Source organism: Micromonospora haikouensis (assembly GCF_000876225.1).
GTDB lineage: Bacteria > Actinomycetota > Actinomycetes > Mycobacteriales > Micromonosporaceae > Micromonospora > Micromonospora haikouensis.
The window spans coordinates 23,993-47,128 of record NZ_JXSX01000003.1; the positions used below are offsets into that span (position 1 = coordinate 23,993).

Consider the following 23,136-nt stretch of genomic DNA (forward strand, 5'->3'; position numbering starts at 1 on the left):
AGGCGCCGGTCGTCCAGCGCGTCCGCATCCGGTACGCCAAGCGTGGGCCGTTGCGGTTCACCTCGCACCGCGACTTCGCCCGCGCGTTCGAGCGGGCGCTGCGGCGGGCCGGGGTGCCGATCGCCTTCTCCCAGGGCTTCACCCCGCACCCCAAGATCTCGTACGCCAGCGCGGCCCCGACCGGGGTGGCCAGCGAGGCGGAGTACCTGGAGATCGGGCTGCGGGAGCCGGTCGACCCGGGGCAGCTCCGGGCGGCGCTGGACGCCGCGCTCTCGCCCGGGCTCGACGTCCTCGACGCGGTCGTCGCCGCCGGGGGCAGCCTGGCCGACCGGATCGAGGCGTCGCACTGGCGGATCGAGCTGCCGGAGGTGGAGCCGGCCGTGCTGGAGCGCGCCGTGGCCGCTTTCACGGCGGCGGCGGAGGTTCAGGTCGAGCGGATGACGAAGCAGGGGCGGCGCACCTTCGACGCCCGCGCGGCAGTCATGAAGATCGATGTGATCCGGTCCGTCGAGACGCCTTCCGGGGCACCGGGCGTGTCGTGTGCGATACTCGAACTGGTCGTCCGGCAGGTCACCCCGTCCGTGCGACCCGATGACGTCCTTTCCGGCCTGCGCGCGGTGGCCGACCTGGAGCCGCCGGTCTCCCCGAGGGTGATCCGGCTGGCGCAGGGCACGCTGACCGCACAGGGCGAGATCGTCGATCCGTTGGACGCGGATCGCGACGGGGCAGCCATCGTGTGAGCGTTGACCGACGGTCAGCGTTCTGGCAGGCAGACTTCGGCGGTCGCGCAGCTCGCGCGCCCGGCGGAAACACTTTTGCGGCGACCCTGCGTGGCAGCGCTCACCCGCGCCCGGGGCAGCCAGAACTGGAGAACGTCCATGCTCGAGAACGAGCCCGAGGGCGGCGAACGGACCGGTTCCCAGCCGGCCGGCGACACCGCTGACCGCACCACCGACACCGGCCGCGCCGGCGGTGACACCGTCACCGGCACGGCGGATCTCACCGCGGGCGGCCCCACCGCCGAGGGGGCGGCCCCGGCCGGCGGGCCCACCGCCGCGCAGGGCGAGGTCGCCGGGGATGCCGCCGCCGAGGCGCCGGCCCCGCCGCCCCGCAAGCGGGCCACCCGTCGGCGGGCCACCCCGCTGAACCAGCCGGAGCAGACCGAGGCTCCGGTGGAGGCGTCCACCTCCGCCGGCTCGGCCAGCGGGGAGGCCCCCCAGGCCGAGGTCCTCGCCCCGGTCGCCGGTGAGCTGGAGGAGGCGCCGAAGACGCCGCGTCGACGCCGGAAGGCGACCACCGCGAAGGCGACGGCGGAGCCGATCGTCGCCGCCGCCGCGGAGGAGGCCGGCGCGGAGGTCGTACCCCCGGTCAAGGTCACCCGGACCCGCCGCCGCAAGGCCGCCGCGCCCCCGGCGGAGGCCCCGGCCGCCGAGCCGGCCGAGGTCGCCGCGACGGGCGAGCAGCCGACGGAGGCCGCGCCGACGCCGGCCGTGACCGAGCCGCCGGCAGCCCAGCCGCCGTCCGTTGCCGCAGCCCAGCCGGATGCTTCCGCTGCCGGCGGTGCCGTGGACCAGCCGGCGGCCGGCGCGACCGAGGCCAGCCAGCCGGCCGCTTCGGGCCGGGCCGCCGCCGGGCGTGGCCGCCGCCGGTCCAGCGGCGCCGAGAACCGTTCCGGGGAGGTGCCGCCCGGGGTGGCCGTCTCCGGTGCCGTCGAACTGCCGGCCGGCACCGCCGAGGCTGCCGAGGCCATCGAGCCTGCCGAGCCCGCCCAGGTCGCCGAGCCCGCGCCGGCCAGCCAGCCCGTCGAGGCCGCCGAGCCCGGCGAGCCCGTCGAGGCCGCCGAGCCGAGGACCCGCCGGCGGCGGGCCGTTCTCTCCGCGCCGACCGTCCTCTTCATGGCCCCGCAGCCGGACGAGCCGCCGGTCGCCCGCGTCGTGGTGTCGACCCCCGTCGAGCCGGAGCCGGTCGAGGAGCAGCCCGAGCCGTCCCGCCGGCGTCGCCGCGCCCGGCGCGAGGTCGAGCCGGTCGAGCAGGCCGAGGCGCCGGAGGTCGAGGAGGAGCCGGCCGCCGAGGCGGAGGAGCCCGAGGCCGCCGAGGACGAGGAAGACGAGGAGACCGCCGCCCGTCGGCGTCGCCGCCGGGGACGCCGGGGCCGGGGCCGGGGCAAGGGCGGCGCGGACGAGGCCGACGACGACGAGGCCGAGGAGGCCGCCCAGGCCGAGGAGCCCGAGGCCGAGGCCGAGGGCGACGAGGACGAGGGCGAGACCGACGAGGGCGGGGACGGGCTGACCCGTCGTCGGCGGCGTCGCCGCCGCCGGGGCGCCGGGGACACCGACGGGGGCGCCGACGACGGCGTGCCGACGGTCGTCAAGATCCGGGAGCCGCGCAAGGCCGTCGACGAGGTGCAGGGCGTCTCCGGCTCGACCCGGCTGGAGGCCAAGCGGCAGCGCCGCCGGGACGGCCGGGAGCAGCGCCGGACCCGCCCGCCGATCCTGAGCGAGTCCGAGTTCCTGGCCCGCCGGGAGGCGGTCGACCGGGTGATGGCCGTCCGCCAGCGCGGTGACCGCACCCAGATCGCCGTCCTGGAGGACGGCGTGCTGGTCGAGCACTACGTCACCCGCAACTCCTCCGGCACCATGGCCGGCAACGTCTACCTCGGCAAGGTGCAGAACGTCCTGCCGAGCATGGAGGCGGCCTTCGTCGACATCGGGCGCGGCCGCAACGCCGTCCTGTACGCGGGCGAGGTCAACTGGGACACCACCGGCCTGGAGGGGCGGGCCCGGTCGATCGAGCAGGCCCTGCGCTCCGGCGACTCGGTGCTGGTGCAGGTCACCAAGGACCCGATCGGGCACAAGGGCGCCCGGCTGACCAGCCACATCGCGCTCTCCGGCCGGCACCTGGTCTACGTGCCGAACGGCAACGCCTCGGGCATCAGCCGCAAGCTGCCGGACACCGAGCGCAAGCGGCTGCGCGACGCGCTCAAGAAGCTGGTCCCGGACGGCGCGGGCGTGATCGTCCGGACCGCCGCCGAGGGGGCGAGCGAGGACGAGCTGGCCCGCGACGTCAAGCGCCTGCAGGCCCAGTGGGAGGACATCCAGGCCAAGGCCGCCTCCGGCGGCGCCCCGGTGCTGCTCTACGAGGAGCCGGACTTGGTCATCCGGGTCGTGCGGGACCTGTTCAACGAGGACTTCCGCGAGCTGGTGATCGAGGGCGACGAGTCGTACGGGATGGTCGAGTCGTACCTGTCGCACGTCTCGCCGGACCTGGTCGACCGGGTGCGCCGGCACGCCGGCACGACCGACGTGTTCGCCACGTACCGGATCGACGAGCAGATCCTCAAGGGCCTGGACCGGAAGGTCTTCCTGCCCTCCGGCGGCTCGCTGGTGATCGACCGCACCGAGGCGATGACCGTCATCGACGTCAACACCGGCAAGTACACCGGCTCCGGCGGCAACCTGGAGGAGACGGTCACCCGGAACAACCTGGAGGCGGCCGAGGAGATCGTCCGCCAGCTCCGGTTGCGCGACATCGGCGGCATCGTCGTGATCGACTTCATCGACATGGTGCTGGAGTCGAACCGTGAGCTGGTGCTGCGCCGGCTCACGGAGTGCCTCGGCCGGGACCGCACGAAGCACCAGGTCACCGAGATCACCTCGCTCGGCCTGGTGCAGATGACCCGCAAGCGGATCGGCGCGGGGCTGCTGGAGGCGTTCAGCGAGCCCTGCGAGTGCTGCAAGGGGCGGGGCCTGATCATCCACACCGAGCCGGTGCCGGAGAAGCCCCGTTCGGGCGGCGGCGCGGGGGAGAAGGTCAAGGCGGTCGCCTCGGCGGCCCCCGCCGCCGCACCGGCCCCGGCCGAGTCGGTCGGGGGGGCGTCGTCGAGGCGTCGGGCGCGCAAGAGCGCGGCCCCGGAGCGCACGGTGGTCGAGGTGGTCGAGGCGCCGGCCGACGCCGACACCGAGGCCGACTACCACGACACGATGGGCTACGACCTGTCCCGGTACGAGGCGGACACCGCCGCCGCGCCGGCCGTGGCGGACAGCCAGCAGGGCGAGTCCGCCCGGCTGGCGGGTGCCGACGACCCGGACGCGCTCGGCGACGACGAGGGCGACGGCGACGGCGGCGACACCGGTGGCAGCCGGCGGCGCTCCCGCCGGGGCGGTACCCGGCGGCGTACCCGCCCGTGACCGGCTGACCGGCCGCGCGTTTCGCAGGGCCCCTGCCCGGGTGACAGCACCGGGGCGGGGGTCCTGTCGCGTGCCGGACCCCGGTTAGGATCGGCCACCCCCGGTCAGGAGAAGAAGAATGCGTCGTCTGCTCGCCCTCACCGTCGCCGCGGTCGTCCTGTCCGCCACGGCGGCCTGCTCCGCCGAGCGCTCCGGCTCCGACCCCGCCGACGGGCCGGGCGGCTCCTCCCCGGCGGCGGCCGGCGGGGCCACCCCGGGCGGCGGGGGCGCGGCACCCGGCGCGTCGGGCGGGCCGCCCGCCGCGAGCGGCGCGGCCGGGGGGAACGCCCCGGAGGTCTGCGCCGCCGCCCAGCAGGCCAGCGGCGCGGCGGTCCGCACGTACGTGGCGGAGCTGGGCCGGATGATCGGTGCGGTCGGCGCGAGCGACAGCGCCACGGCGGAGGCTGCCCGCAAGCGGGCGGAGGCGGCGTTGACCGGCTGGCGCACGGCGCTGCGGGAGCAGTCGACCCGGGCGTCCGACCCGCAGCTGCGGACGCTCCTGGCCGACCTCGCCACCGAGGTGGGGATGCTCGGCACCGACGTGGACGCGATCGACGAGGAGGAGCTGGACGAGCTCCAGCAGCGCCTCGACCAGCTCTGCGCCCGCTGACCGGCTCCCCGCCGGCAGTCGGGACGGCGCACCCCGGTTTGGGTGTCGCCCCGCCGATGGCGTACGCTATCTTGCGGCGCACTTTGGTGTGCCGTGTTCCCGCGTGCCCGCGCCGCCGCGCTTCTGCTACCCGGCGAGCCGCCGAGGGAACGACCGCCAGCAGCCTCAACGACAGGGAGTCCGCCTCCGATGTACGCGATCGTCAAGACCGGCGGCAAGCAGTACAAGGTCGCCGAGGGCGACGTGATCGAGGTCGAGAAGCTCGCCGGTGCCCCCGGCGACGCGGTGAAGCTCACCGCGGTGCTCCTCGTCGACGGTGACGACCTGGTGACCGACGCGGCGAAGCTTGCCGAGGTCGCGGTGTCCGGCGAGATCGCCGCGCACACCAAGGGCCCGAAGATCAAGATCCACAAGTTCAAGAACAAGACCGGCTACCACAAGCGCCAGGGTCACCGCCAGCCGCTGACCCAGGTCAAGGTGACCGGCATCTCCAGCGGGAAGTAGGTCGTCCTCAGATGGCTCACAAAAAGGGTGCGTCCAGCTCGCGTAACGGCCGTGACTCCGCGGCCCAGCGGCTCGGCGTGAAGCGCTTCGGTGGTCAGGTGGTCAGCGCGGGTGAGATCCTCATCCGGCAGCGTGGCACCAAGTTCCACCCCGGTGACCTGGTCGGCCGTGGCGGCGACGACACGCTCTTCGCGCTGGCCGCCGGCTCGGTCCTGTTCGGCACCAAGCGCGGTCGCAAGACCGTCAGCATCGTGCCGCAGCAGTAGTTTCGACGCGTCGCGGGCCGCGGACCGGTTGGTCCCGGCCCGCTTCGCTTTTCTCGTACGTGCGGGGCGTCTCCCGCTGGAAGGATTGACGACGTGACGATGTTCGTGGACCGGGTCGTCCTGCACCTGCAGGCCGGCGACGGCGGGCACGGCTGTGTCTCGATCCACCGGGAGAAGTTCAAGCCGTTCGGCGGCCCGGACGGCGGCAACGGCGGGCACGGCGGCAGCGTGACGCTGGTCGTCGACCCGCAGGTGCACACCCTGCTCGACTTCCACTTCCACCCGCACGTCAAGGGCGAGAACGGCAAGGGCGGCGCGGGCTCGAACCGGGACGGCGCGAACGGGCGCGGCCTGGTGCTGAAGGTGCCCAACGGCACCGTCGTGCAGACCCCCGGCGGCGAGGTGCTGGCCGACATGGTCGGCGCCGGCACCACGTTCGAGGTGGCCCGGGGCGGCCGGGGCGGCCGGGGCAACGCCTCGCTGGCCAACGCCCGGCGCAAGGCGCCCGGCTTCGCCGAGCTGGGTGAGCCCGGCGAGCAGCTCGACGTGGTGCTGGAGCTCAAGAGCGTCGCCGACGTGGGCCTGGTCGGCTTCCCGTCGGCCGGCAAGTCGTCGCTGATCTCGGTCATCTCCGCCGCCAAGCCGAAGATCGCCGACTACCCCTTCACCACCCTCGTGCCGAACCTGGGCGTGGTCCGGGTCGACAACCACACCTTCACCGTCGCCGACGTGCCCGGGCTCATTCCCGGCGCGGCCACCGGCAAGGGGCTCGGGCTGGAGTTCCTCCGGCACGTCGAGCGCTGCGCGGTGCTGGTGCACGTGATCGACACGGCGACGCTGGAGCCGGGCCGGGACCCGCTGGCCGACATCGACGCCATCGAGTCGGAGCTGAGCCAGTACGGCGGGCTGGCCGACCGGCCCCGCCTCGTCGCCCTCAACAAGATCGACGTGCCGGACGGCCGGGACCTCGCCGAGATCGTCCGCGCCGACCTGGAGGCCCGTGGCCTGCGGGTGTTCGAGGTCTCCGCGGCGACCCGCGAGGGCCTCAAGGAGCTGATGTTCGCCATGGCGGAGCTGGTCGAGAAGGCCCGCGCCGCCGCCCCGCCGGCCGAGCCGACCCGGATCGTCATCCGTCCGAGGGCGGTCGACGACACCGGCTTCACCATCACCGCCGAGCCGGACGGCTCGTTCACCGTCCGGGGCGACCGGCCGGAGCGCTGGGTGCGGCAGACGAACTTCGACAACGACGAGGCCGTCGGCTACCTGGCCGACCGGCTGGCCCGCCTCGGCGTCGAGGACAAGCTGGCCAAGGCCGGGGCCAACCCGGGCGACCTGGTGCGGATCGGCGAGCGCGAGTTCGACTGGCAGCCCACCCTCTACGCGGGCGTCGACTTCGTCCCCGGCAACCGGGGCACCGACGTGCGGCTGGAGGAGAAGTCGAGCCGCCCCTCGGCCGCCGAGCGGCTCGCCGCGCGCAAGGCCCGCCGGGTGCGGCCCGCCGACGAGCTGGGGGCCGACGTCACCGACGACGAGCCGACCGCCGCCGACGACCTCGCCGACGACCTCGACGACGAGCAGTGGGCGAGCGACGAGAAGTAGGCGGCGTCGGGGAGCGGCCCGGCGACGCGACGACGACCGCTCGTGGGGCCTCCGCCGGCGGGTCGCCCGCCGGAAACCTGCCGGAAATCCGCCGCGCCTAGCTTGACGGGATGCTGATCGAATCGCGGCCCACGACCGACCCGGAGATCGCCACCCTGGTCGTGGCGCAGCAGCGTGAGCTGCGCGAGGCCGACGGCGGGCTGGACGGGCAGGTGACCGTCACCCACGACGACATCCGCTACCTCGCCGTCGTCGACGCCGGCCGGGCCGTCGCGTGCGGCGGCATCCAGGAACTCGACCCGCGCACCGGCGAGCTGAAGCGGATGTACGTCCGGCCCGCCTTCCGGGGCCGGGGGATCGCCCGCCAGCTGCTGGCCGCCCTGGAGGACCTGGCCTTCCAGCAGGGGTACGCCGAGCTGCGGCTGGAGACCGGCAGCTACCTGCCGGCGGCCATCGGCCTCTACACCTCCTGCGGGTACGCCCCCATCCCCGTGTACGGCGAGTACGTCGACAACCCGTACAGCCGCTGCTTCGCCAAGCGACTCCCGGTGGCCGCTTGACGGCGCGGGCGCGCGCCGGCCGGGCGGGGTGGCCCGGTCAGGGGCGGTCGATCGGGTCGTCCAGCCGACCGCCCGTGCCCACCCGGTTGGACAGCAGCAGGCCCAGGGCGAGCATGCCGAGGCCGAGCAGCAGGTGCAGGAAGTCGTCCGCGCCGTTGAGCGGGATGAAGTTGGCCGCGCCGTGCTCGTTGCCGGCGAACCTGACGAACAGCCCGTAGAGGCAGAGCCCGAGGTAGAGCGCGCCGCCCCCGGCCAGGAAGAGCCGGGCCCCGGCGACGCTGCGGGCCAGGGCCAGTCCGGCCAGCCCGAAGACCAGGTGCAGGGCGTTGTGCAGGACCGAGACCTGGAACAGCCCCAGCAGCTCGGCGCCCGAGTGGTGCCCGGCGAAGGTCAGGTCGTCGTACCCGGTGGTGATGCCGGGGACGAAGCCGAGCACCCCGAGCAGGAGGAAGAGCGCGGCCACCGCGACGGCGGCCACCTGCACCCGGGCCCGTGGGCGCTGCCGGTCACGCGCCATCGATGTCACCTCCGTGGATCAGCAGCCCCCGACGATCCTCCATTGTGTGTGCGCGGCGACACGTTCCGCAGAGAAACCGGGAATCAGGTGTGGGCCGGTGGAGCGAGGGTAGGTCAAAAGACGCCGGCGGGATGAACGCTGGCGAATCCCCTGAATTGACTACCGCGACGGCTTTCCGAGCGGAAGGGACATCATGACCTACGATCTCTCACCCACGACGTCCACGTACGGGCAGGAGTCCAGCAACGGCCACGGCGTACGCGATCAGGCCCGCCAGGTGGGCTCGGAGGCCGCGCACGCGGGCGGCGCGGTCGCGCAGACCGCCCGGGAGCAGGGCCGCGAGGTCGTCGGCGAGGCCGCGCGGCAGGCCCGCAACCTCTACGGCGAGGCCCGCGACCAGCTCGCCGGGCAGGCCGGGGAGCAGCAGCGCCGGGCGGCCGGCGGGCTGCGCTCGCTGGCCGACGAGATGCGCGCGATGGCGCAGCACAGCGGCCAGTCCGGCCCGGTGACCGAGCTGGCCCACCAGGCCGCCGAGCGCGTCAACGGCGTGGCCGGCTGGCTGGAGGAGCGGCAGCCCGGCGACATCCTCACCGAGGTCAAGGACTACGCCCGCCGCAACCCGGGCACCTTCCTCGTCGGCGCCGCCGTGCTCGGCGTGCTCGCCGGCCGGCTGACCCGGGGCCTGTCCGCGGCGTCCGACGGCACCGGCGGCGGCTCGACCGGGGCGTACGACCCGGAGCGCACCGCCGTCATCCCGACGCCGCCGGCCCAGCGTGCCGTGCCGGACCAGATCCCCCCGGGCGGCTACCTCGACCCGACCCCCGAGGTCGGCCACACCGGCCAGGGTGCGGCCTACCCCGACCCGGGCACCACCACCGGCTACGCCGACCCGGCGGACGGCACCGGAACGCCGCTGCCCCCCGTGACCCAGACCGACCCGCTGCCGGGCGTGCCGTCCAGCGGCGCTTCCCGCCCGTGAGCCGTCGAGCCAGCCGAAGGGAGGAGACGGCATGACCGCGCCGACGCAGGACCCGGGACTGGACTCCGGGTACCACCCCACGGGTGCCCCGCACACCGCGGACGAGGTCAGGAGCAGCTCGATCGGTGAGCTGCTGCGCCAGGTGAGCACCGACCTGTCCACGCTGATGCGCCAGGAGGTGGAGCTGGCCAAGGCCGAGATCCGCCAGGAGGGCAGGAAGGCGGGCAAGGCCGCCGGACTGTTCGGCGGCGCCGGCTTCGGCGGGTACATGGTGGCGCTGTTCCTGTCGATCGCGCTCTGGGCCGGGCTGTCCAACGTGCTGGACGCCGGCTGGGCCGCGTTGATCGTCGCCGTGCTCTGGGGCGCGATCGCCGCCGTCCTCTACTCCATGGCCAAGAAGCACGCCCAGCGCGTACGCGGCCTCAGGCAGACCAACGACAGCGTGCAGCGCATTCCCGACGCGCTCAAGCCCCACCCGGAGGGAGTCACCCGATGAGCACCGATCCCGACCAGATCCGCCGGGAGATCGAGGCCACCCGCAACAGCCTCAGCACCGACGTGGACGCCCTGGCGTACAAGGTCAGTCCCGGCCGCATCGTCGACGACCGCAAGCAACGGGCGCGCAACGCGCTGCAGAATGTGAGGGACAAGGTCATGGGCACCGCTTCCGACTACGGCCACAGCACCGGACACGCCGCCCACGCGGTGGCCGACCGGGCGTCGTCGGCCGCGTCCACGGTGAGCGACAAGGCGCACTCGGCGGCCTCCACCGTCGGCGACGCCGCCCAGCGGGCCCCGCAGGTGCTGCGGGAGAAGTCCGAGGGCAACCCGCTGGCCGCCGGCCTGATCGCCTTCGGCGTCGGCATGCTGGTCTCCTCCCTGATCCCGGCGAGCCGCCGCGAGCAGCAGGTGGCCGCCCAGGTCAGGGAGCGGGCCGGCGCGCACGCCGGCGCGGTGAAGGAGAAGCTCGGCGAGGTCGCCGGCGAGCTGAGGGAGGAGCTGCGCGAGCCGGCGCAGCACGCGGGCGAGTCGGTGAAGGCCACCGCCCAGGACGCCGTGCACGCCGTTCGCGACGACACCCGGTCGGCCGCCCACGACGTGAAGGACCACGCGCAGCAGTCCCGCGGCCAGGTGCGGTACTGACCGAGGAGATCCCGCCGCCGCATCCGTCGGCGGCCCGGCCGTCCGCTCAGGAAGGGCCCCCTGGCAACAGAACGCGTCGACAGGGGGCCCTTCCTCGCGTCTCCGTCAGGCGGTGCGGCGCACGTCGGCGATGACGAGGCCGCTCGGCGGCAGGGCGGGCATCCGCCGCAGGTCGATCGCGAGGTCCTGCGGCGGGACCTCGTAGCGCATGGTCGTGGTCAGGTTGGTGACGGCCCGCTTCAACAGCTCGATGGTGATCCACTCGCCGGCGCAGCGGTGGCCGGTCAGGTGCTCGCCGCCGCCCTGCGGCACCAGCGCGTACGGGTCGCCGCGCCAGCCGGCGAAGCGCTCCGGACGGAACCGTTCCGGCTCGGGCCAGAGCGCCTCGTGGTGGTTGGTGCCGTACAGGTCGAGCAGCACCCGCCGGCCCTGCGGGAAGTGGTGCCCCTGCCAGTCGAAGGAGCGCCGCACCCGGGCGGCGGCGACGGGGAAGAACGGGTAGTAGCGGCGTACCTCCTGCACGAAGCACTCGGTGGCGTCGTCGTCGCCGCGCACCTGGTCGCGCCACTGCGGGTGGTCGTGCAGGGCGAGCGCGGCGAAGACCACGAAGCGGTCGACGGCGACGGTGGGTCGCAGCACGTTGAGCAGCTCCACGGCGGCGATCCGGCGGGGCAGCAGCTGCCCCCGGCCGTCCCGGTGCTCGGCGATCGCCCCCAGCGCGCTGCCCGGCGGGGCCGGCAGGACGCCCACCCGGGCGCGTTCGACGACCTCCCCGAGCCACCGCTCGCTGCGGCGGCGGCCGACCCGGCCCCGCCAGTGCCGGGGGCCGAGCGCGGTGGGCCCCTCGATCATCGACCGCATCACGGCGGTGCGCCGGGCCACCTCGGTGTCGGCCAGCGGCACGCCGGCCCAGGCGCAGACGGCCCGGGTGAGCAGCGGGGCCACCTCGTCGTGCAGCACCACCCGGCCGGCGCGCTCCCAGGCCGGCACCCGGGCCCGCCACTCGTCGTCGAAGAGCTGGCCGAGCTGCCGGACCGCCGACGGCGTCATGATCGACATGAACATGGCCTTGCGGTCGTGGTGGGCCGCCCCGTCGAGGCCCTGCACCCCGCCCACGCCGGTGAGGGTCCGCTGCATCCGCTTCGGTGCCGCGCCCGCCCGGACGAAGCGCTCGGGGTCGTAGAAGATCGCCGCCGCCGGTCGGCCGCGCAGGCAGATGGTCGGTTCGAGCAGCAGCCTGGTCTGGAAGATGTCGGTGCCGTACCGGTCGCAGCGGTCGCCGATGAACCGGTAGCCCTCCCGCAGCAGGGCCAGCGTGCTGTCCGGGCTGCGGTCGGCCGGCATGCTGGCCATCGGACCCCTCCTGACGTTCCCCGCCCGGTGGCACCGCGCGGTGGGGGTTCGTCTACCCACGTCGCGGCGGCCGAATCCCCGCCGCCCCGGTTGAACCCGGTCGAGGTCGACGGCGCGGCGTCGGCCCGCGTGGCGGGTGCCGGCTGGCCCCTCCCAGGGCGTCGGGAACCTGGTTGGCTGGAGCGCACGGGCCGGCGACCGGTCGGTCCGGGGCGCTCGGGCCGCCGGTGGCGGGAGCGTCCGGGCAGTCACGACGGGGAGGACACATGCGGGAGAACGCGTCGCGATACTGGCGACAGCGGCGGGTGGTCGACGCGCTGGGCGCGGGCCGGGCCGGCGGCGGGGAGCCGGTGGGCCCGCTGCTCGCCCGGCCCCGCCGGGAGCAGCGCCCACCGCGCTGGTTCACCGTGCATCTCGGCTTCGCCGCCGCCGGGCCCGACCTGGCCCGCGAGCTGGCCGTGACGTACGCCGAGGGGCTGAGCGTGCTCCGCCCCGAGCTGGCCCTCGGGGCCGCCGCGCTGTCCCCGGCCGACGCCTGGCACCGGGCCGAGCGGCTGTTCTGCGGGGCGATCGGCCCCGACGGGGAGCGTTGCGCCGACGTGGCCGGTCACCCCGGCTTCCATCACGCCCCGGGCCCCGGCGGCCTCGGCTGGGGCGACGGCGACTGACGGGCGTTTCGGGCGGTTCGCGCGGTTAGGGCGGTTCGGGGCCGGGCCGTGACCGGCTGCCGCTCCCGGGGACGCACGTCGGCGTGCCGTCCCCGCGGGCGACAGGCGGTCGCGGCCCGGCGGCCCGGTTCAGTCCAGGTCGAACTCGCCGTCCTGGGCGCCGGCGACGAACGCGTCCCACTCGGCCTGGGTGAAGACGAGCACCGGGCCGTCCGGCTCGGCGGAGTTGCGCATGCCGATCAGGTCGTCGACGAAGGCCACCTCGACCGCGCCTTCCGAGGTGTCCCCCTCGGCCCGCTGCCAGACCGCCCGGGACAGGTCGAAGTCGCCCTTGGGGTGCTGACCCATTGTTGCTTCCTCCATCGCATGCCGTGACGGGAAACGAGTGTGGTTCCCCATCGGGCAGGATAAGCGGATGCCGAGCCTGAGCCGTGTAGAGGCGACCGCGCGTGGCGCGTTGATTACCGTCGAGTCCTACCACGTGGACCTCGACCTGACCGCAGGCGAGGAGCGGTTCCGCTCGCACGCCACCATCCGCTTCCGGGCGACCCCCGGCGCGGAGACCTTCGTCGAGGTGCTGCCCGCGCAACTGCTGGGGGCACGCCTGAACGGGCGGCCCCTCGACCCGGCGACGCTCGCCGGCAACCGGCTGCCGCTGACCGGCCTCGCCGAGGCCAACACGCTGGTCGTCGAGGCCGAGATGGCCTACTCGAACACCGGCGAGGGGCTGCACCGGTTCGTCGACCCCGCCGACGGCGAGACCTACCTCTACGCCATGTCCTTCCTGGACAACGCGCAGCGCATCTTCGCCGCCTTCGACCAGCCCGAGCTGAAGGCACCGGTCCGGCTCGCCGTCACCGCCCCGCCGCAGTGGACGGTCGCCGCCAACGGCGCGCTGGCCGCGACGCCCCGGCCGGGGCGCTGGGAGTTCGCCCCCACGGCCCCGCTGGCGCCGTACCTCGTCACGCTGATCGCCGGGCCGTGGCACGTGCGCCGCGCCGAGCACGACGGCGTCCCGCTGGGCGTCTGGTGCCGGCGGTCCCTCGCCGCCCACCTGGACGCCGACGTCGAGGAGATCCTCACCGTCACCCGGCAGTGCCTGGACCGGTTCCACGAGCTGTTCGCCGAGCGCTACCCCTTCGGCAAGTACGACCAGGCGTTCGTGCCGGAGTTCAACGCCGGCGCGATGGAGAACCCGGGCCTGGTCACCTTCCGCGACGACCTCGTGTTCCGCTCGGCGGTCACCGACACCCAGCGCGAGCTGCGGGCCACCACCATCGCCCACGAGATGGCCCACATGTGGTTCGGCGACCTGGTCACCATGCGCTGGTGGGACGACCTGTGGCTCAACGAGTCGTTCGCGGAGTACCTGGGCACCCGGGTCACCGCCGAGGCGACCCGGTTCGCCGGGGCGTGGACGACGTTCGCGCTGCGCCGCAAGGGCTGGGGGTACGCGGCGGACCAGCGCCCCTCCACCCACCCCGTCGCGCCGGAGGAGGTCGCCGACGCTGCCCTGGCGCTGCTCAACTTCGACGGCATCTCGTACGCCAAGGGCGCCAGCGTGCTGCGCCAGCTCGTCGCCTGGCTCGGCGACGACGCGTTCCTGGCCGGGCTGAACGCCCACTTCGCGGCGCACCGGTTCGGCAACGCCACCCTCGCCGACCTGCTCGGCGCGCTCTCCACCGCCGCCGGGCGGGACCTGTCGGGCTGGGCCGAGCGCTGGCTGCGCCGGGCCCAGGTCAACACCCTGCGGGTCGACGTGACGCTCGACGCCGACGGCCGGTACGCGGACGCGGCGATCGTGCAGACCGCCCCGGCCGGCCACCCGGTGCTGCGCCCGCACCGCGTCGGCGTCGCCCGGTATGCCGCCGACGGCACCGTCACCCGCGACGAGGTCGACCTCGACCCGGATTCCGACGGCGGCCGGACGGTCCTCGCCGGGCTGCGCGGGCAGCCGGCCGCCCAGCTGCTGTTGCCCAACGCCGGTGACCTCACCTTCGCCAAGATCCGCCTCGACCCCGCCTCCGTCGACGCGGTGCCGCTGGTGCTGCCGACCCTGGCCGACCCGCTGGCCCGGGCCCTGCTGTGGGGCGAGGCGCTGGACGCGGCCACCGACGGCGAGCGGCCCGTCGCCGCCCTGGTGGAGCTGGTCGCCGCGGCCCTCCCCGGCGAGACCGAGGTGATCATCGTGGAGGACGTGCTGCGCACCGTCCGGCCGCTGGTCGACCGCTATCTCGATCCCCTCGCCCGGGACGCGGCGCTGCTCCGGCTCGCCGGTGCCGGCCAGCGCCTGCTCGCCGCCGCCGAGCCGGGCGGGTCGCGGCAGCTCGCCGCCGCCCGGGCCCTGATCGGGGCCAGCAACGACGCCGACCTGCTCGCCGGCTGGCTGGCCGGCGACGGCGTCCCCGCCGGGCTGGCCGTGGACGCCGAGCTGCGCTGGGCGCTGCTGGGCCGGCTCGTGGTGCTCGGCGCGGCAGGGGAGGCCGAGATCGCCGCCGAAAGGGCGGCCGACCCGAGCGCCACTGGCGCCGAGCGGGCCGCCCGGTGCCGGGCCGCGCTGCCCGACCCGGCCGCGAAGGCGGCGGCGTGGGAGATCGTGGTGCGCAACACCGAGCTGTCCAACCGGCTGGTCGAGGCCGCCGCGCAGGGGTTCTGGCATCCCGAGCAGGCCGAGCTGACCGGGCCGTACGTCGAGCGGTACTTCGCCGACATGCCGGCGGCGGCGCGGAGGCGTACCCCCTGGGTGGCCGACCAGGTCGCGGCCGACGCCTACCCCCGCTACGCCGTGGCGCAGCCCACCCGGGAGCTGGCCGCGGCACTGCTGGCCCGCGACGACGTCACGCCCGGCCTGCGCCGGGTGGTCACCGACGCCGACGACGACCTGCGCCGTGCCCTGGTGGCCCGCACCGCCGTGGCCGCCGCCTCGGCCTGATCCGCCGCGGCCCGGGGCCCGGAACGCCCCGTTCCGTCCCGCTTTCGGTCTTCCCTCGGCCCCGGCCGCGCCCGCGGCCCGGGTCGGGGGAGGGGCCGAGAACCGGGCCGGGGGCGCCGCCGCGCGCTGCCCGCATACGATCTGCGGGTGCGGGAAGACATCCGGCGGGTCGGGATCATGGGCGGCACGTTCGACCCGATCCACCACGGTCACCTGGTCGCGGCCAGCGAGGTGGCCGACCGGTTCGGGCTGGACGAGGTCGTCTTCGTGCCGACCGGGCAGCCGTGGCAGAAGGCGGACCAGCCGGTCACCCCGGCCGAGGACCGCTACCTGATGACCGTCATCGCCACCGCGTCCAACCCCCGGTTCCAGGTCAGCCGGGTCGACATCGACCGGGGCGGGCCGACGTACACCGTCGACACGCTGCGCGACCTGCACGCCGAGTACGGGCCGAAGGTGCAGCTCTACTTCATCACCGGCGCGGACGCGCTGGAGCGGATCCTGTCCTGGAAGGATCTCGACGAGATCTTCGCGCTGGCCCACTTCATCGGCGTCACCCGCCCCGGGTTCGAGCTGACCGACAAGCACGTGCCCGCCGACACGGTGAGCCTGGTGCAGGTGCCCGCGATGGCCATCTCGTCGACGGACTGCCGCGCCCGGGTGGCCCGGGGCGAACCGGTCTGGTATCTGGTGCCCGACGGTGTGGTGCAGTACATCGCGAAACGGCGCCTCTATCAGCAGTGATCGCGCCGGATATGCGGTCGTTCGTCCCCGAAACCGGCCAGAACCGACAGGTCGTCACGCGGACGCGTGTGAGACGCTTGGAGGGTCGCACGGTTGATCGAAGGAGAACGGTGACAGTTTCCGAACGCGCTCACGAGCTGGCGATGGCCGCCGCCCAGGCCGCGGCCGACAAGAAGGCGCAGGACATCGTCATCATCGACGTGGGTGACCAGCTCGCCATCACCGACGCGTTCCTGCTCGCCGCCGCCCCCAACGAGCGTCAGGTGCTGGCCATCGTCGACGCCATCGAGGAGCGGCTGCTGGAGCTGCCGGAGAAGGCCAAGCCGGTCCGGCGCGAGGGCGAGCGGGGCGGGCGCTGGGTGCTGCTCGACTACGTCGACATGGTGGTCCACGTCCAGCACACCGAGGAGCGCGAGTTCTACGCCCTCGACCGGCTCTGGAAGGACTGCCCGCAGATCCCGTTCGTCGACCGGGACCTGGTCGAGGCCGACGCCGCCGCCGGCACCGCACCGGCCGAATGACCCGACTGATCGTCTGGCGGCACGGCAACACCGACTGGAACGCCGCGAGCCGGGTGCAGGGCCAGACGGACGTGCCGCTCAACGACCTCGGCCGCGAGCAGGCCGCCGCCGCCGCGCCCCTGCTCGCGGCGCTGCGCCCCGACGCGATCGTGGCCAGCGACCTGCGCCGCGCCGCCGACACGGCCGCCGCTCTCGCCGCGCTCACCGGCCTGCCGGTGCGCGCCGACGCCCGGCTGCGCGAGCGGCACTTCGGGCGGTGGCAGGGGCTGGAGCTTACCGAGGCGGAGCAGCGCTACCCCGACGAGCACGCCCGCTGGCGGGCCGGCGACCCCGACCCGGGCGCCGACATCGAGAGCCTCGACGACCTCGGCAAACGGGTCGGCGCCGCCCTGCAGGACGCGGCCGACGCCGCGCCCGGCGGGACGATCGTGGTCGCCACCCACGGCGGCGCGGCCCGGCAGGGCTGCGGGCACCTGCTCGGCTGGGACCACGCGGTGCTGCGGGCGATCGGTTCCCTGCGCAACTGCCACTGGACCGAGCTGCGCGACAGCGGCACGCGGGGCTGGCACCTGCGGGCGCACAACGTCGGCGTGCTGACCACCACGGCGGCGGCCGAGGCGGTCTGACCCGGCGGCGTCCCGGGCCACCGGTTCCCCGGGCCACCCGTTCCCGGGCGGCCTGGGTCAGGTGGCCCCGGCGGTCCGGGCCCGGATCGGCTACGGTGCCGGGATGCCCGTCGCGGTCGTCACCGACTCCACCGCCTACCTCCCGCCCGAGCTCGTGCGCCAGCGCGGGCTCACCGTCGTGCCGCTGACCGTGGTGCTCAACGGCGCGGAGGGGCTGGAGGGCGTCGAGACGTTCCCCGACGACGCCACCCGGGCGCTCGGCGGCCGGCGGGTCTCGGTCAGCACCTCCCGGCCGGCACCGGAGCAGTTCGCGCGGATGTACCGCGACCTGCTCGACGCCGGTGCCGACGCGGTGGTCTCGGTGCACCTGTCCGCCGAACTGTCCGGCACCGTCGAGGCCGCCCGGCTGGCCGCCGCGCAGGTCGGCGGCGACCGGGTCGCGGTCGTCGACAGCCGCTCCACCGGCATGGGCCTCGGCTTCCCGGCGCTCGCGGCCGCCGAGGCCGCCGCCGAGGGCGCCGACCTTCCGGGGGTACGCCGCGCGGCGGCCGACGCGATCGACCGCACCATGATCTACTTCTACGTCGACACCCTGGAGTTCCTGCGCCGGGGCGGCCGGATCGGGGCCGCCGAGGCGCTGCTCGGCACCGCCCTGTCGGTCAAGCCGATCATGCACATGCCGGACGGGGCGATCGTGCTCAAGGACAAGGTGCGCACCGCCAGCCGGGGCGTGGCCCGCCTGGTCGACCTCGCCGTCGAGGCGGCCGGCGACGCCGACGTCGACCTCGCCGTGCACCACCTCGCCGCCCCGCAACGCGCCGAGCAGCTCCTCGCCGCGCTCACCGAGCGACTCGGCGGCCGGGTCCGTTCGACGTACGTCACGGAGGCCGGCGCGGTGGTCGCCGCGCACGCCGGCCCGGGGCTGGCCTGCGTCGTCGTGCACCGCCGTCCCGGCCTGGGCGGGCGGGGATCCGGCTCGGGTCCGGCCAGCTCGGGTCTGGTCGGTGCGGGTTCGGTCGATTCGGGGCCGGTCGGCTCGGGGCCTGACGGAGAGGTGGAGGCGCGCTGATGGGTGGCTCCTTCGTGGTGACGGGCGGGGGCCGGGGGATCGGCCGGGCGATCGTCGAGCGGCTGCTCGCCCCCGGTGACACGGTGGTGGTGCTGGAACGCGACCCGGCGACGACGGAGTGGACCCGGACGCACCACGCCGGGGACCGGGTGCGCGCCGTCGTCGGCGACGCCGGTGACGCGGACGACGCCGCCCGCGCGGCGGACCTCGCCGAACGCGCCGCACCGCTGGCCGGCTGGGTCAACAACGCGGCGGTGTTCCGTGACGGCGCGGCCGACTCCACCGACCCCGCCGAGCTGTACGAGCTGATCGGGCTCAACGTGCGGCCGGCCGTGGTCGGCGCCGCGACGGCCGTCCGCCGGTTCCGGGCCGCCGGGCGGGGTGGGGCGATCGTCAACGTCTCCTCCCACCAGGCCCGCCGGGCAGTCCCCGGCGCACTGCCGTACTCCGTGGCGAAGGCCGCCCTGGAGGGGCTGACCCGGGCGCTGGCCGTCGACCACGGCCGGCACGGCATCCGGACCAACGCCGTCGCGCTGGGCTCGGTGGTGACTGAGCGGCACGAGACGTTCCTCGCCGGCCTTCCGCCGGCCGAGGCGGCGCGGGTCGAGGCGGAACTCGGCCGGCTGCACCCGGTGGGCCGCATCGGCCGCCCGGACGAGGTGGCGGAGGCGGTGGCGTACCTGCTCTCGCCGCAGGCGAGCTTCGTCAACGGCGTCACCCTGCCGGTCGACGGCGGTCGGGCCGCGCTCGGCCTGGACCCCGAGGCCCACTGACCGCAGATCCCGTCGCCGAGCGCTGTCGCCTGCCGTCCCGATGGTAGGTCCGGCCCCTGGCCCCGGACCAGGTGGCGGGACCGTCGGTGCCGGGTGCTCTCCCTGCTGCGTAGGGAGCTGAGTCGAATACGACATCACCGACCACCCCCGTTCCCCCGACTCGTCGATCAAGAGAAAAGCGTCAGGATTGATCTCGACGGTGACGCAAACTTCTTGATCACCGGGTGGCTGGGCGCGGGCTGCGGGGGGCCTTAGCACATGGTGGGCATGATCAGGCGGTTGTCCACAAGGGCCTTCGTTGTCCACAGGCGGCGGTCGGTGGACCCCGGAGGGGCCTCGTGCCGGCCTAACCTCGCGCCGTGTCAGACGACGAGGAGACGGTCGTGCGGCGGCGACTGCGATGGCTGGCGGGCGACCCGTCGCCGGCTACACCCGCGGTACGCCCGGCCGTGCCGGCGGAGCCGGTCGCGCCACCGGCGGTCGGGCGGCCCGAGGCGGCCGGACCGCCGCCGGCACCGGGACCGACGGGTGGGCCTGCTGTGGGGCGGGCCGTCGTGGTGCCGCCGGAGGACCGGTGGCCGCCCGCCGGCGGGCCGATGGTCGAGCGGCCGGTGCCCTGGCCGGGGGAACGGCACCCCGGCTCGGGCCGACGGATCGCCCGCGCGTCGTCTCCCGTCCGGGACCCGCTCGGGGGTGACGCTCTGGGCCGGTCCGGCTCGTTCGGGGGTGACGCTCTGGGTCGGGCCGGCTCGTTCGGGGACGGTGGTCTGGGCCTGCCCGGCTCGGCCGGAGACGACGGTCTGGGGCGCGCCGGTTCACCCGGGGGCGATGGTCTGGGGCGCGACGGCCTGCTCGGCGGCGACGATTCGGGGCGTTCCGGTGAGTCGACCCTCGGCCCCGACGGCGAGCCGGCGTCCGCGTCGTGGTCGTCGCGGCTGCCGGGGCCCGGCGCGTTCGACCCCGGCCGGCGGGGTGTGCGGGCGCTGGCGGCGGTCGCCGTCGCGGTGGTGCTCGCCGCCGGCTTCTGGGCGTGGCGCTCCCGCCCGCAGGCCGAACCGGTCCGGGCCGAGCCGTCCGCCGCCGGCTTCGACGCGACACCGGGGGCGGAAGCGCCGGTCGCCGCCCCGACGCCGGGCAGTGAGCTGGTGGTGGCCGTCGCCGGCAAAGTACGCCGCCCCGGGCTGGTCCGGGTGCCGGCGGGCGCGCGGGTCGGCGACGCGGTGCAGGCCGCCGGCGGCGCGTTGCCCGGCGTCGACGTGGCATTGCTCAACCCGGCCCGCAAAGTCGCCGACGGCGAGCTGATCCTGGTCGGTGTCACCGCCCCGCCGGGTCAGCCGGGTGCCGCCCCGGCCGCACCTGGGCAGCCGGCCGCCGGGGGTGCGGCGGCCCCGGCCGGGTTGATCAACCTGAACACGGCCACCCTCGCCCAGCTCGACACGCTGCCCGGGGTGGGACCGGTGCTGGCCCAGCGCATCCTCGACCACCGCGACCGCACCGGCGGGTTCCGTTCGGTGGGCGACCTGCGCCAGGTGGAGGGCATCGGCGACTCCCGGTACGAGCAGCTCAAGGAACTGGTGACGGTGTGAGCGTGAGCGCGGGGTCGCCCGACGCCGGTGTGCCGGCCCGCGGCGCACCGCCCGACCGGCCCGCCGGTGTCGGGGACGGGCCCGACCTGCGGCTGGCCGGGCTGGCCGTGGCCGCCTGGCTGGCCGCGCTGGCGAGCCTGCACCTGAGCGCCCGGTCGGCGGCGCTGCTCGCCGCCGGGGCGGCCGGGCTGGCCGTGCTCGTCGCGGCGCATCTGCTCGGCCGGTTGGGACGCCCGGCGGACCCCGTCCGGCGGCACGGGTGGATCGCCGTGGCCGTGCTGCTCGGCGTGGTGTGCGGGGCGACGGCGACGGCCGCCCGGCTCGGCGTCCGGGACGCCCCCGCCGTCCGTGCGCTCGTCGACGACCGGGCCACTGTCACCGCCGACCTGGTCGTACGGGCCGATCCGCGCCCGCTCCGGGGCGTCGCGGGCCGCCCCGCGACCCTGCTGGTCCGGGCCGAGTCGGTCGCCCTGACCGGCCCCGACGGCGTGCGGGTCGCCGCGTCCCTGCGGGTCCTGCTGCTCGCCACCGACCCGGCGTGGCGGGCGTTGCTGCCCGGGCAACGGCTGACCGCCGAGGGGCGACTCGGCGCGCCGCGCGGCGGCGACCTGACCGCCGCGGTGCTCACCGTGCGCGGCCCGCCGACGCCGCACGGACCGCCCCCGTGGTCGCAGCGGGCCGCCGGCACCCTCCGGGCGGGTCTGCAACGCGTCTGCGAGCCGCTGCCCGACGAGCAGGGCGGGCTGCTGCCCGGCCTCGTGGTCGGCGACACCAGTCGACTGCTGCCGGCGGTGGAGGAGGACTTCCGCACGACGGGCATGACCCACCTGAACGCCGTCTCGGGCTCCAACGTGGCGATCGTCGTCGGCGCGGTGCTCCTGTTGGCCCGGTGGGCCAGGGCCGGTCCACGGGTGGCCGCCGGGCTGTGCGTACTGGCCCTGGTCGGTTTCGTCATCCTGGTCCGCCCCTCGCCGAGCGTGGTGCGCGCCGCCACCATGGGCGCGATCGGGTTGGCGGCGCTGGCCGCCGGCCGGCCCCGGGCCGCCCTGCCGGCGCTGGCCGCGGCGGTGGCAGCGCTGGTGTTGTTCGACCCGGAACTGGCCGGCGACCCGGGGTTCGCCCTGTCCGTGCTGGCCACGGCCGGGCTGTTGCTGCTCGCCCCCGGGTGGCGCGACGGGCTGCGCCGGCGGGGTGTGCCGCCCGGGTTCGCCGAGGCGCTGGCCGTGCCGGCCGCCGCGCAGCTCGCCTGCGGCCCGGTGGTCGCCGGGATCTCCGGCACGGTGAGCCTGGTGGCGGTCCCGGCGAACCTGCTGGCCGTCCCGGCGATCGCGCCCGCCACGGTGCTCGGCGTCGCGGCGGCGGTGCTGTCCCCGGTCTGGTCCCCCGGTGCGGAGCTGGCGGCGTGGCTGGCGAGCTGGCCGGCCTGGTGGCTGGTCACGGTCGCCCGGTACGGTGCCCGGCTGCCCGCCGGCATGCTGCCCTGGCCGGACGGGGTGCCGGGCGCGCTGCTGCTGGCCGGGCTGACCGTGGCGCTGCTGGTCGCCACCCGGCGGCCGGTGGTGCGCCGGCTGGTGGCGGTGGTCGCCGTCGCGGTGGTCGCCGGCACCCTGCCGGTCCGCCTCGTCGCCGGCGGCTGGCCGCCCGACCGCTGGGTGGCGGTGGCGTGCGCGGTGGGCCAGGGCGACGCGCTGGTGCTGCCGGTGGCCGTCGGCCGGGCGGTGGTGGTCGACGCCGGTCCGGACCCGGCGGCGGTGGACGGCTGCCTGCGGCGGCTCGGCGTACGGGAGGTGCCGCTGCTGCTGTTCAGCCACTTCCACGTCGACCACACCGGCGGGGTCGCCGGGGTGTTCCGGGGGCGCCGGGTCGCGGCGGTACGCACCCCGCAGTGGCCCGAGCCCGCCGCCGGGCGGGACCTGGTGCGGGCCGCCGCGGCGGCGGGCGGGGCGGTGCTGGCTCCGGCCCCGGCCGGGTGGGCGTACCGGGCCGGCGGGGTGGAACTGGTCGTGCTCGGGCCGCCGTATCCGCTGCGGGGCACCCGGTCCGATCCGAACAACAACTCGCTGGTGCTGCGGGCCACGGTCGCCGGGGTGCGGATCCTGCTCGCCGGGGACGCCGAGACGGAGGAGCAGCGGGCGCTGCTGGACCGGATGCCGCCCGGCGGCGTACGGGCCGACGTGCTGAAGGTCGCCCACCACGGGTCGGCGTACCAGGACCCGGCGTTCCTGGACGCCGTCCGGCCGAGCGTCGCGCTGGTGCCGGTCGGCGCCGGCAACTCGTACGGGCACCCGAACGCCGCCGTTCTCGCCCGGCTGGTGCGCGGCGGTGCCCGGGTGCTGCGCACCGACACCGACGGGGACGTGGCGGTAGTCCGCAGTGGCGGCGGCATGGCCGTGGTGGTCAGGGGCGTGCCGCCCGGACAACGCCCGTGAAACCCCAGGGCATTGGCGGCATTGATGGTAT

22 protein-coding genes are annotated in these 23,136 nt (G+C 75.7%); 19 read left to right on the forward strand and 3 right to left on the reverse strand.

Annotation, left to right across the window (positions count from 1 at the left end; all coding sequences use genetic code 11):
- Nucleotides 1-26 precede the first annotated feature (26 nt).
- From TK50_RS21740 to TK50_RS21770, 7 genes are all read left to right on the forward strand, one after another.
- Nucleotides 27-740 (forward strand): TIGR03936 family radical SAM-associated protein, encoded by a 714-nt coding sequence (locus tag TK50_RS21740; RefSeq protein ID WP_082106489.1) that lies wholly within the window; start codon nt 27-29, stop codon nt 738-740.
- 138 nt (nt 741-878) lie between these two features.
- Nucleotides 879-4,187, forward strand: a complete 3,309-nt coding sequence (locus tag TK50_RS21745; RefSeq protein ID WP_043966720.1) for an Rne/Rng family ribonuclease — start codon at nt 879-881, stop codon at nt 4,185-4,187.
- 118 nt (nt 4,188-4,305) lie between these two features.
- Nucleotides 4,306-4,836, forward strand: a complete 531-nt coding sequence (locus TK50_RS21750) for a hypothetical protein (protein WP_043966723.1) — start codon at nt 4,306-4,308, stop codon at nt 4,834-4,836.
- A 189-nt stretch (nt 4,837-5,025) separates the two neighbouring features.
- Entirely contained in the window at nt 5,026-5,340 is a 315-nt protein-coding gene (rplU, locus tag TK50_RS21755; RefSeq protein ID WP_007072512.1) for a 50S ribosomal protein L21, read from the forward strand.
- An 11-nt stretch (nt 5,341-5,351) separates the two neighbouring features.
- Complete coding sequence (rpmA, locus tag TK50_RS21760; protein WP_043966727.1) at nt 5,352-5,606, forward strand: 50S ribosomal protein L27; 255 nt, start codon at nt 5,352-5,354, stop codon at nt 5,604-5,606.
- Between the two features lie 93 nt (nt 5,607-5,699).
- Nucleotides 5,700-7,205: a GTPase ObgE gene (gene obgE / locus TK50_RS21765; protein WP_043966729.1), complete on the forward strand. Its 1,506-nt coding sequence runs from the start codon at nt 5,700-5,702 to the stop codon at nt 7,203-7,205.
- 110 nt (nt 7,206-7,315) lie between these two features.
- Nucleotides 7,316-7,765 carry a GNAT family N-acetyltransferase gene (locus TK50_RS21770; RefSeq protein WP_043966731.1) on the forward strand — a complete coding sequence of 150 codons (450 nt, stop codon included), beginning with the start codon at nt 7,316-7,318 and terminating at the stop codon, nt 7,763-7,765.
- Between the two features lie 37 nt (nt 7,766-7,802).
- On the opposite strand, the gene TK50_RS21775 is transcribed toward TK50_RS21770, so the two are convergent.
- The gene (locus tag TK50_RS21775) at nt 7,803-8,282 is read right to left on the reverse strand and encodes a DUF4383 domain-containing protein (RefSeq protein WP_043966733.1); all 480 of its coding nucleotides are present in this window, start codon (nt 8,280-8,282) and stop codon (nt 7,803-7,805) included.
- Nucleotides 8,283-8,475: 193 nt separating this feature from the next.
- Here TK50_RS21775 and TK50_RS21780 point away from each other — a divergent pair, with 193 nt between their 5' ends.
- Genes TK50_RS21780 through TK50_RS21790 form a run of 3 tightly spaced genes read left to right on the forward strand, consistent with a single transcriptional unit; the run spans nt 8,476 to nt 10,404 of the window.
- Entirely contained in the window at nt 8,476-9,261 is a 786-nt protein-coding gene (locus TK50_RS21780) for a hypothetical protein (RefSeq protein WP_043966734.1), read from the forward strand.
- A 31-nt stretch (nt 9,262-9,292) separates the two neighbouring features.
- On the forward strand, nt 9,293-9,757 hold the full coding sequence (locus TK50_RS21785; protein WP_082106491.1) for a phage holin family protein: 465 nt from the start codon (nt 9,293-9,295) through the stop codon (nt 9,755-9,757).
- Nucleotides 9,754-10,404, forward strand: coding sequence for a DUF3618 domain-containing protein (locus TK50_RS21790; RefSeq protein WP_043966736.1), 651 nt, complete (start codon nt 9,754-9,756; stop codon nt 10,402-10,404). The genes TK50_RS21785 and TK50_RS21790 overlap by 4 nt, the downstream gene beginning before the upstream one ends.
- A 105-nt stretch (nt 10,405-10,509) precedes the next feature.
- On the opposite strand, the gene TK50_RS21795 is transcribed toward TK50_RS21790, so the two are convergent.
- Nucleotides 10,510-11,757: a cytochrome P450 gene (locus TK50_RS21795; protein WP_043966737.1), complete on the reverse strand. Its 1,248-nt coding sequence runs from the start codon at nt 11,755-11,757 to the stop codon at nt 10,510-10,512.
- Between the two features lie 266 nt (nt 11,758-12,023).
- Here TK50_RS21795 and TK50_RS21800 point away from each other — a divergent pair, with 266 nt between their 5' ends.
- Nucleotides 12,024-12,425: a hypothetical protein gene (locus TK50_RS21800; protein WP_043966738.1), complete on the forward strand. Its 402-nt coding sequence runs from the start codon at nt 12,024-12,026 to the stop codon at nt 12,423-12,425.
- Between the two features lie 129 nt (nt 12,426-12,554).
- Here TK50_RS21800 and TK50_RS21805 read toward each other — a convergent pair whose 3' ends face one another.
- Nucleotides 12,555-12,773: a DUF397 domain-containing protein gene (locus TK50_RS21805; protein ID WP_013287999.1), complete on the reverse strand. Its 219-nt coding sequence runs from the start codon at nt 12,771-12,773 to the stop codon at nt 12,555-12,557.
- Between the two features lie 67 nt (nt 12,774-12,840).
- Between TK50_RS21805 and pepN the strand changes: the two genes are divergently transcribed.
- From pepN to TK50_RS21845, 8 genes are all read left to right on the forward strand, one after another.
- Nucleotides 12,841-15,357, forward strand: coding sequence for an aminopeptidase N (gene pepN / locus TK50_RS21810; protein WP_043966744.1), 2,517 nt, complete (start codon nt 12,841-12,843; stop codon nt 15,355-15,357).
- Nucleotides 15,358-15,504: 147 nt separating this feature from the next.
- Nucleotides 15,505-16,101, forward strand: coding sequence for a nicotinate-nucleotide adenylyltransferase (nadD, locus tag TK50_RS21815; protein WP_043966745.1), 597 nt, complete (start codon nt 15,505-15,507; stop codon nt 16,099-16,101).
- Between the two features lie 110 nt (nt 16,102-16,211).
- Complete coding sequence (gene rsfS / locus TK50_RS21820; protein WP_043966746.1) at nt 16,212-16,622, forward strand: ribosome silencing factor; 411 nt, start codon at nt 16,212-16,214, stop codon at nt 16,620-16,622.
- Entirely contained in the window at nt 16,619-17,248 is a 630-nt protein-coding gene (locus tag TK50_RS21825) for a histidine phosphatase family protein (RefSeq protein WP_043966747.1), read from the forward strand. The genes rsfS and TK50_RS21825 overlap by 4 nt, the downstream gene beginning before the upstream one ends.
- Nucleotides 17,249-17,351: 103 nt before the next feature.
- A complete protein-coding gene (locus TK50_RS21830) occupies nt 17,352-18,317 on the forward strand; it encodes a DegV family protein (RefSeq protein ID WP_082106809.1) in 966 nt (321 codons plus the stop codon).
- Nucleotides 18,317-19,090 carry an SDR family NAD(P)-dependent oxidoreductase gene (locus TK50_RS21835; protein ID WP_043966749.1) on the forward strand — a complete coding sequence of 258 codons (774 nt, stop codon included), beginning with the start codon at nt 18,317-18,319 and terminating at the stop codon, nt 19,088-19,090. Before TK50_RS21830 ends, TK50_RS21835 begins: the two co-directional genes overlap by 1 nt.
- A gap of 800 nt (nt 19,091-19,890) precedes the next feature.
- Nucleotides 19,891-20,676, forward strand: a complete 786-nt coding sequence (locus TK50_RS21840; protein WP_422119964.1) for a ComEA family DNA-binding protein — start codon at nt 19,891-19,893, stop codon at nt 20,674-20,676.
- A 29-nt stretch (nt 20,677-20,705) separates the two neighbouring features.
- On the forward strand, nt 20,706-23,105 hold the full coding sequence (locus tag TK50_RS21845; RefSeq protein ID WP_043969222.1) for a ComEC/Rec2 family competence protein: 2,400 nt from the start codon (nt 20,706-20,708) through the stop codon (nt 23,103-23,105).
- Nucleotides 23,106-23,136: the final 31 nt, after the last annotated feature.

Excerpts from the sequence above, each read along its gene's own strand:
- TK50_RS21745 (WP_043966720.1), top strand. The coding sequence starts at position 879 with ATGCTCGAGAACGAGCCCGAGGGCGGCGAACGGACCGGTTCCCAGCCG.
- TK50_RS21750 (WP_043966723.1), top strand. The coding sequence starts at position 4,306 with ATGCGTCGTCTGCTCGCCCTCACCGTCGCCGCGGTCGTCCTGTCCGCC.
- rplU (WP_007072512.1), top strand. The coding sequence starts at position 5,026 with ATGTACGCGATCGTCAAGACCGGCGGCAAGCAGTACAAGGTCGCCGAG.
- rpmA (WP_043966727.1), top strand. The coding sequence starts at position 5,352 with ATGGCTCACAAAAAGGGTGCGTCCAGCTCGCGTAACGGCCGTGACTCC.
- TK50_RS21770 (WP_043966731.1), top strand. The coding sequence starts at position 7,316 with ATGCTGATCGAATCGCGGCCCACGACCGACCCGGAGATCGCCACCCTG.
- TK50_RS21775 (WP_043966733.1), bottom strand. The coding sequence starts at position 8,282 with ATGGCGCGTGACCGGCAGCGCCCACGGGCCCGGGTGCAGGTGGCCGCC.
- TK50_RS21780 (WP_043966734.1), top strand. The coding sequence starts at position 8,476 with ATGACCTACGATCTCTCACCCACGACGTCCACGTACGGGCAGGAGTCC.
- TK50_RS21785 (WP_082106491.1), top strand. The coding sequence starts at position 9,293 with ATGACCGCGCCGACGCAGGACCCGGGACTGGACTCCGGGTACCACCCC.
- TK50_RS21790 (WP_043966736.1), top strand. The coding sequence starts at position 9,754 with ATGAGCACCGATCCCGACCAGATCCGCCGGGAGATCGAGGCCACCCGC.
- TK50_RS21795 (WP_043966737.1), bottom strand. The coding sequence starts at position 11,757 with ATGGCCAGCATGCCGGCCGACCGCAGCCCGGACAGCACGCTGGCCCTG.
- TK50_RS21800 (WP_043966738.1), top strand. The coding sequence starts at position 12,024 with ATGCGGGAGAACGCGTCGCGATACTGGCGACAGCGGCGGGTGGTCGAC.
- TK50_RS21805 (WP_013287999.1), bottom strand. The coding sequence starts at position 12,773 with ATGGGTCAGCACCCCAAGGGCGACTTCGACCTGTCCCGGGCGGTCTGG.
- pepN (WP_043966744.1), top strand. The coding sequence starts at position 12,841 with ATGCCGAGCCTGAGCCGTGTAGAGGCGACCGCGCGTGGCGCGTTGATT.
- TK50_RS21825 (WP_043966747.1), top strand. The coding sequence starts at position 16,619 with ATGACCCGACTGATCGTCTGGCGGCACGGCAACACCGACTGGAACGCC.
- TK50_RS21830 (WP_082106809.1), top strand. The coding sequence starts at position 17,352 with ATGCCCGTCGCGGTCGTCACCGACTCCACCGCCTACCTCCCGCCCGAG.
- TK50_RS21835 (WP_043966749.1), top strand. The coding sequence starts at position 18,317 with ATGGGTGGCTCCTTCGTGGTGACGGGCGGGGGCCGGGGGATCGGCCGG.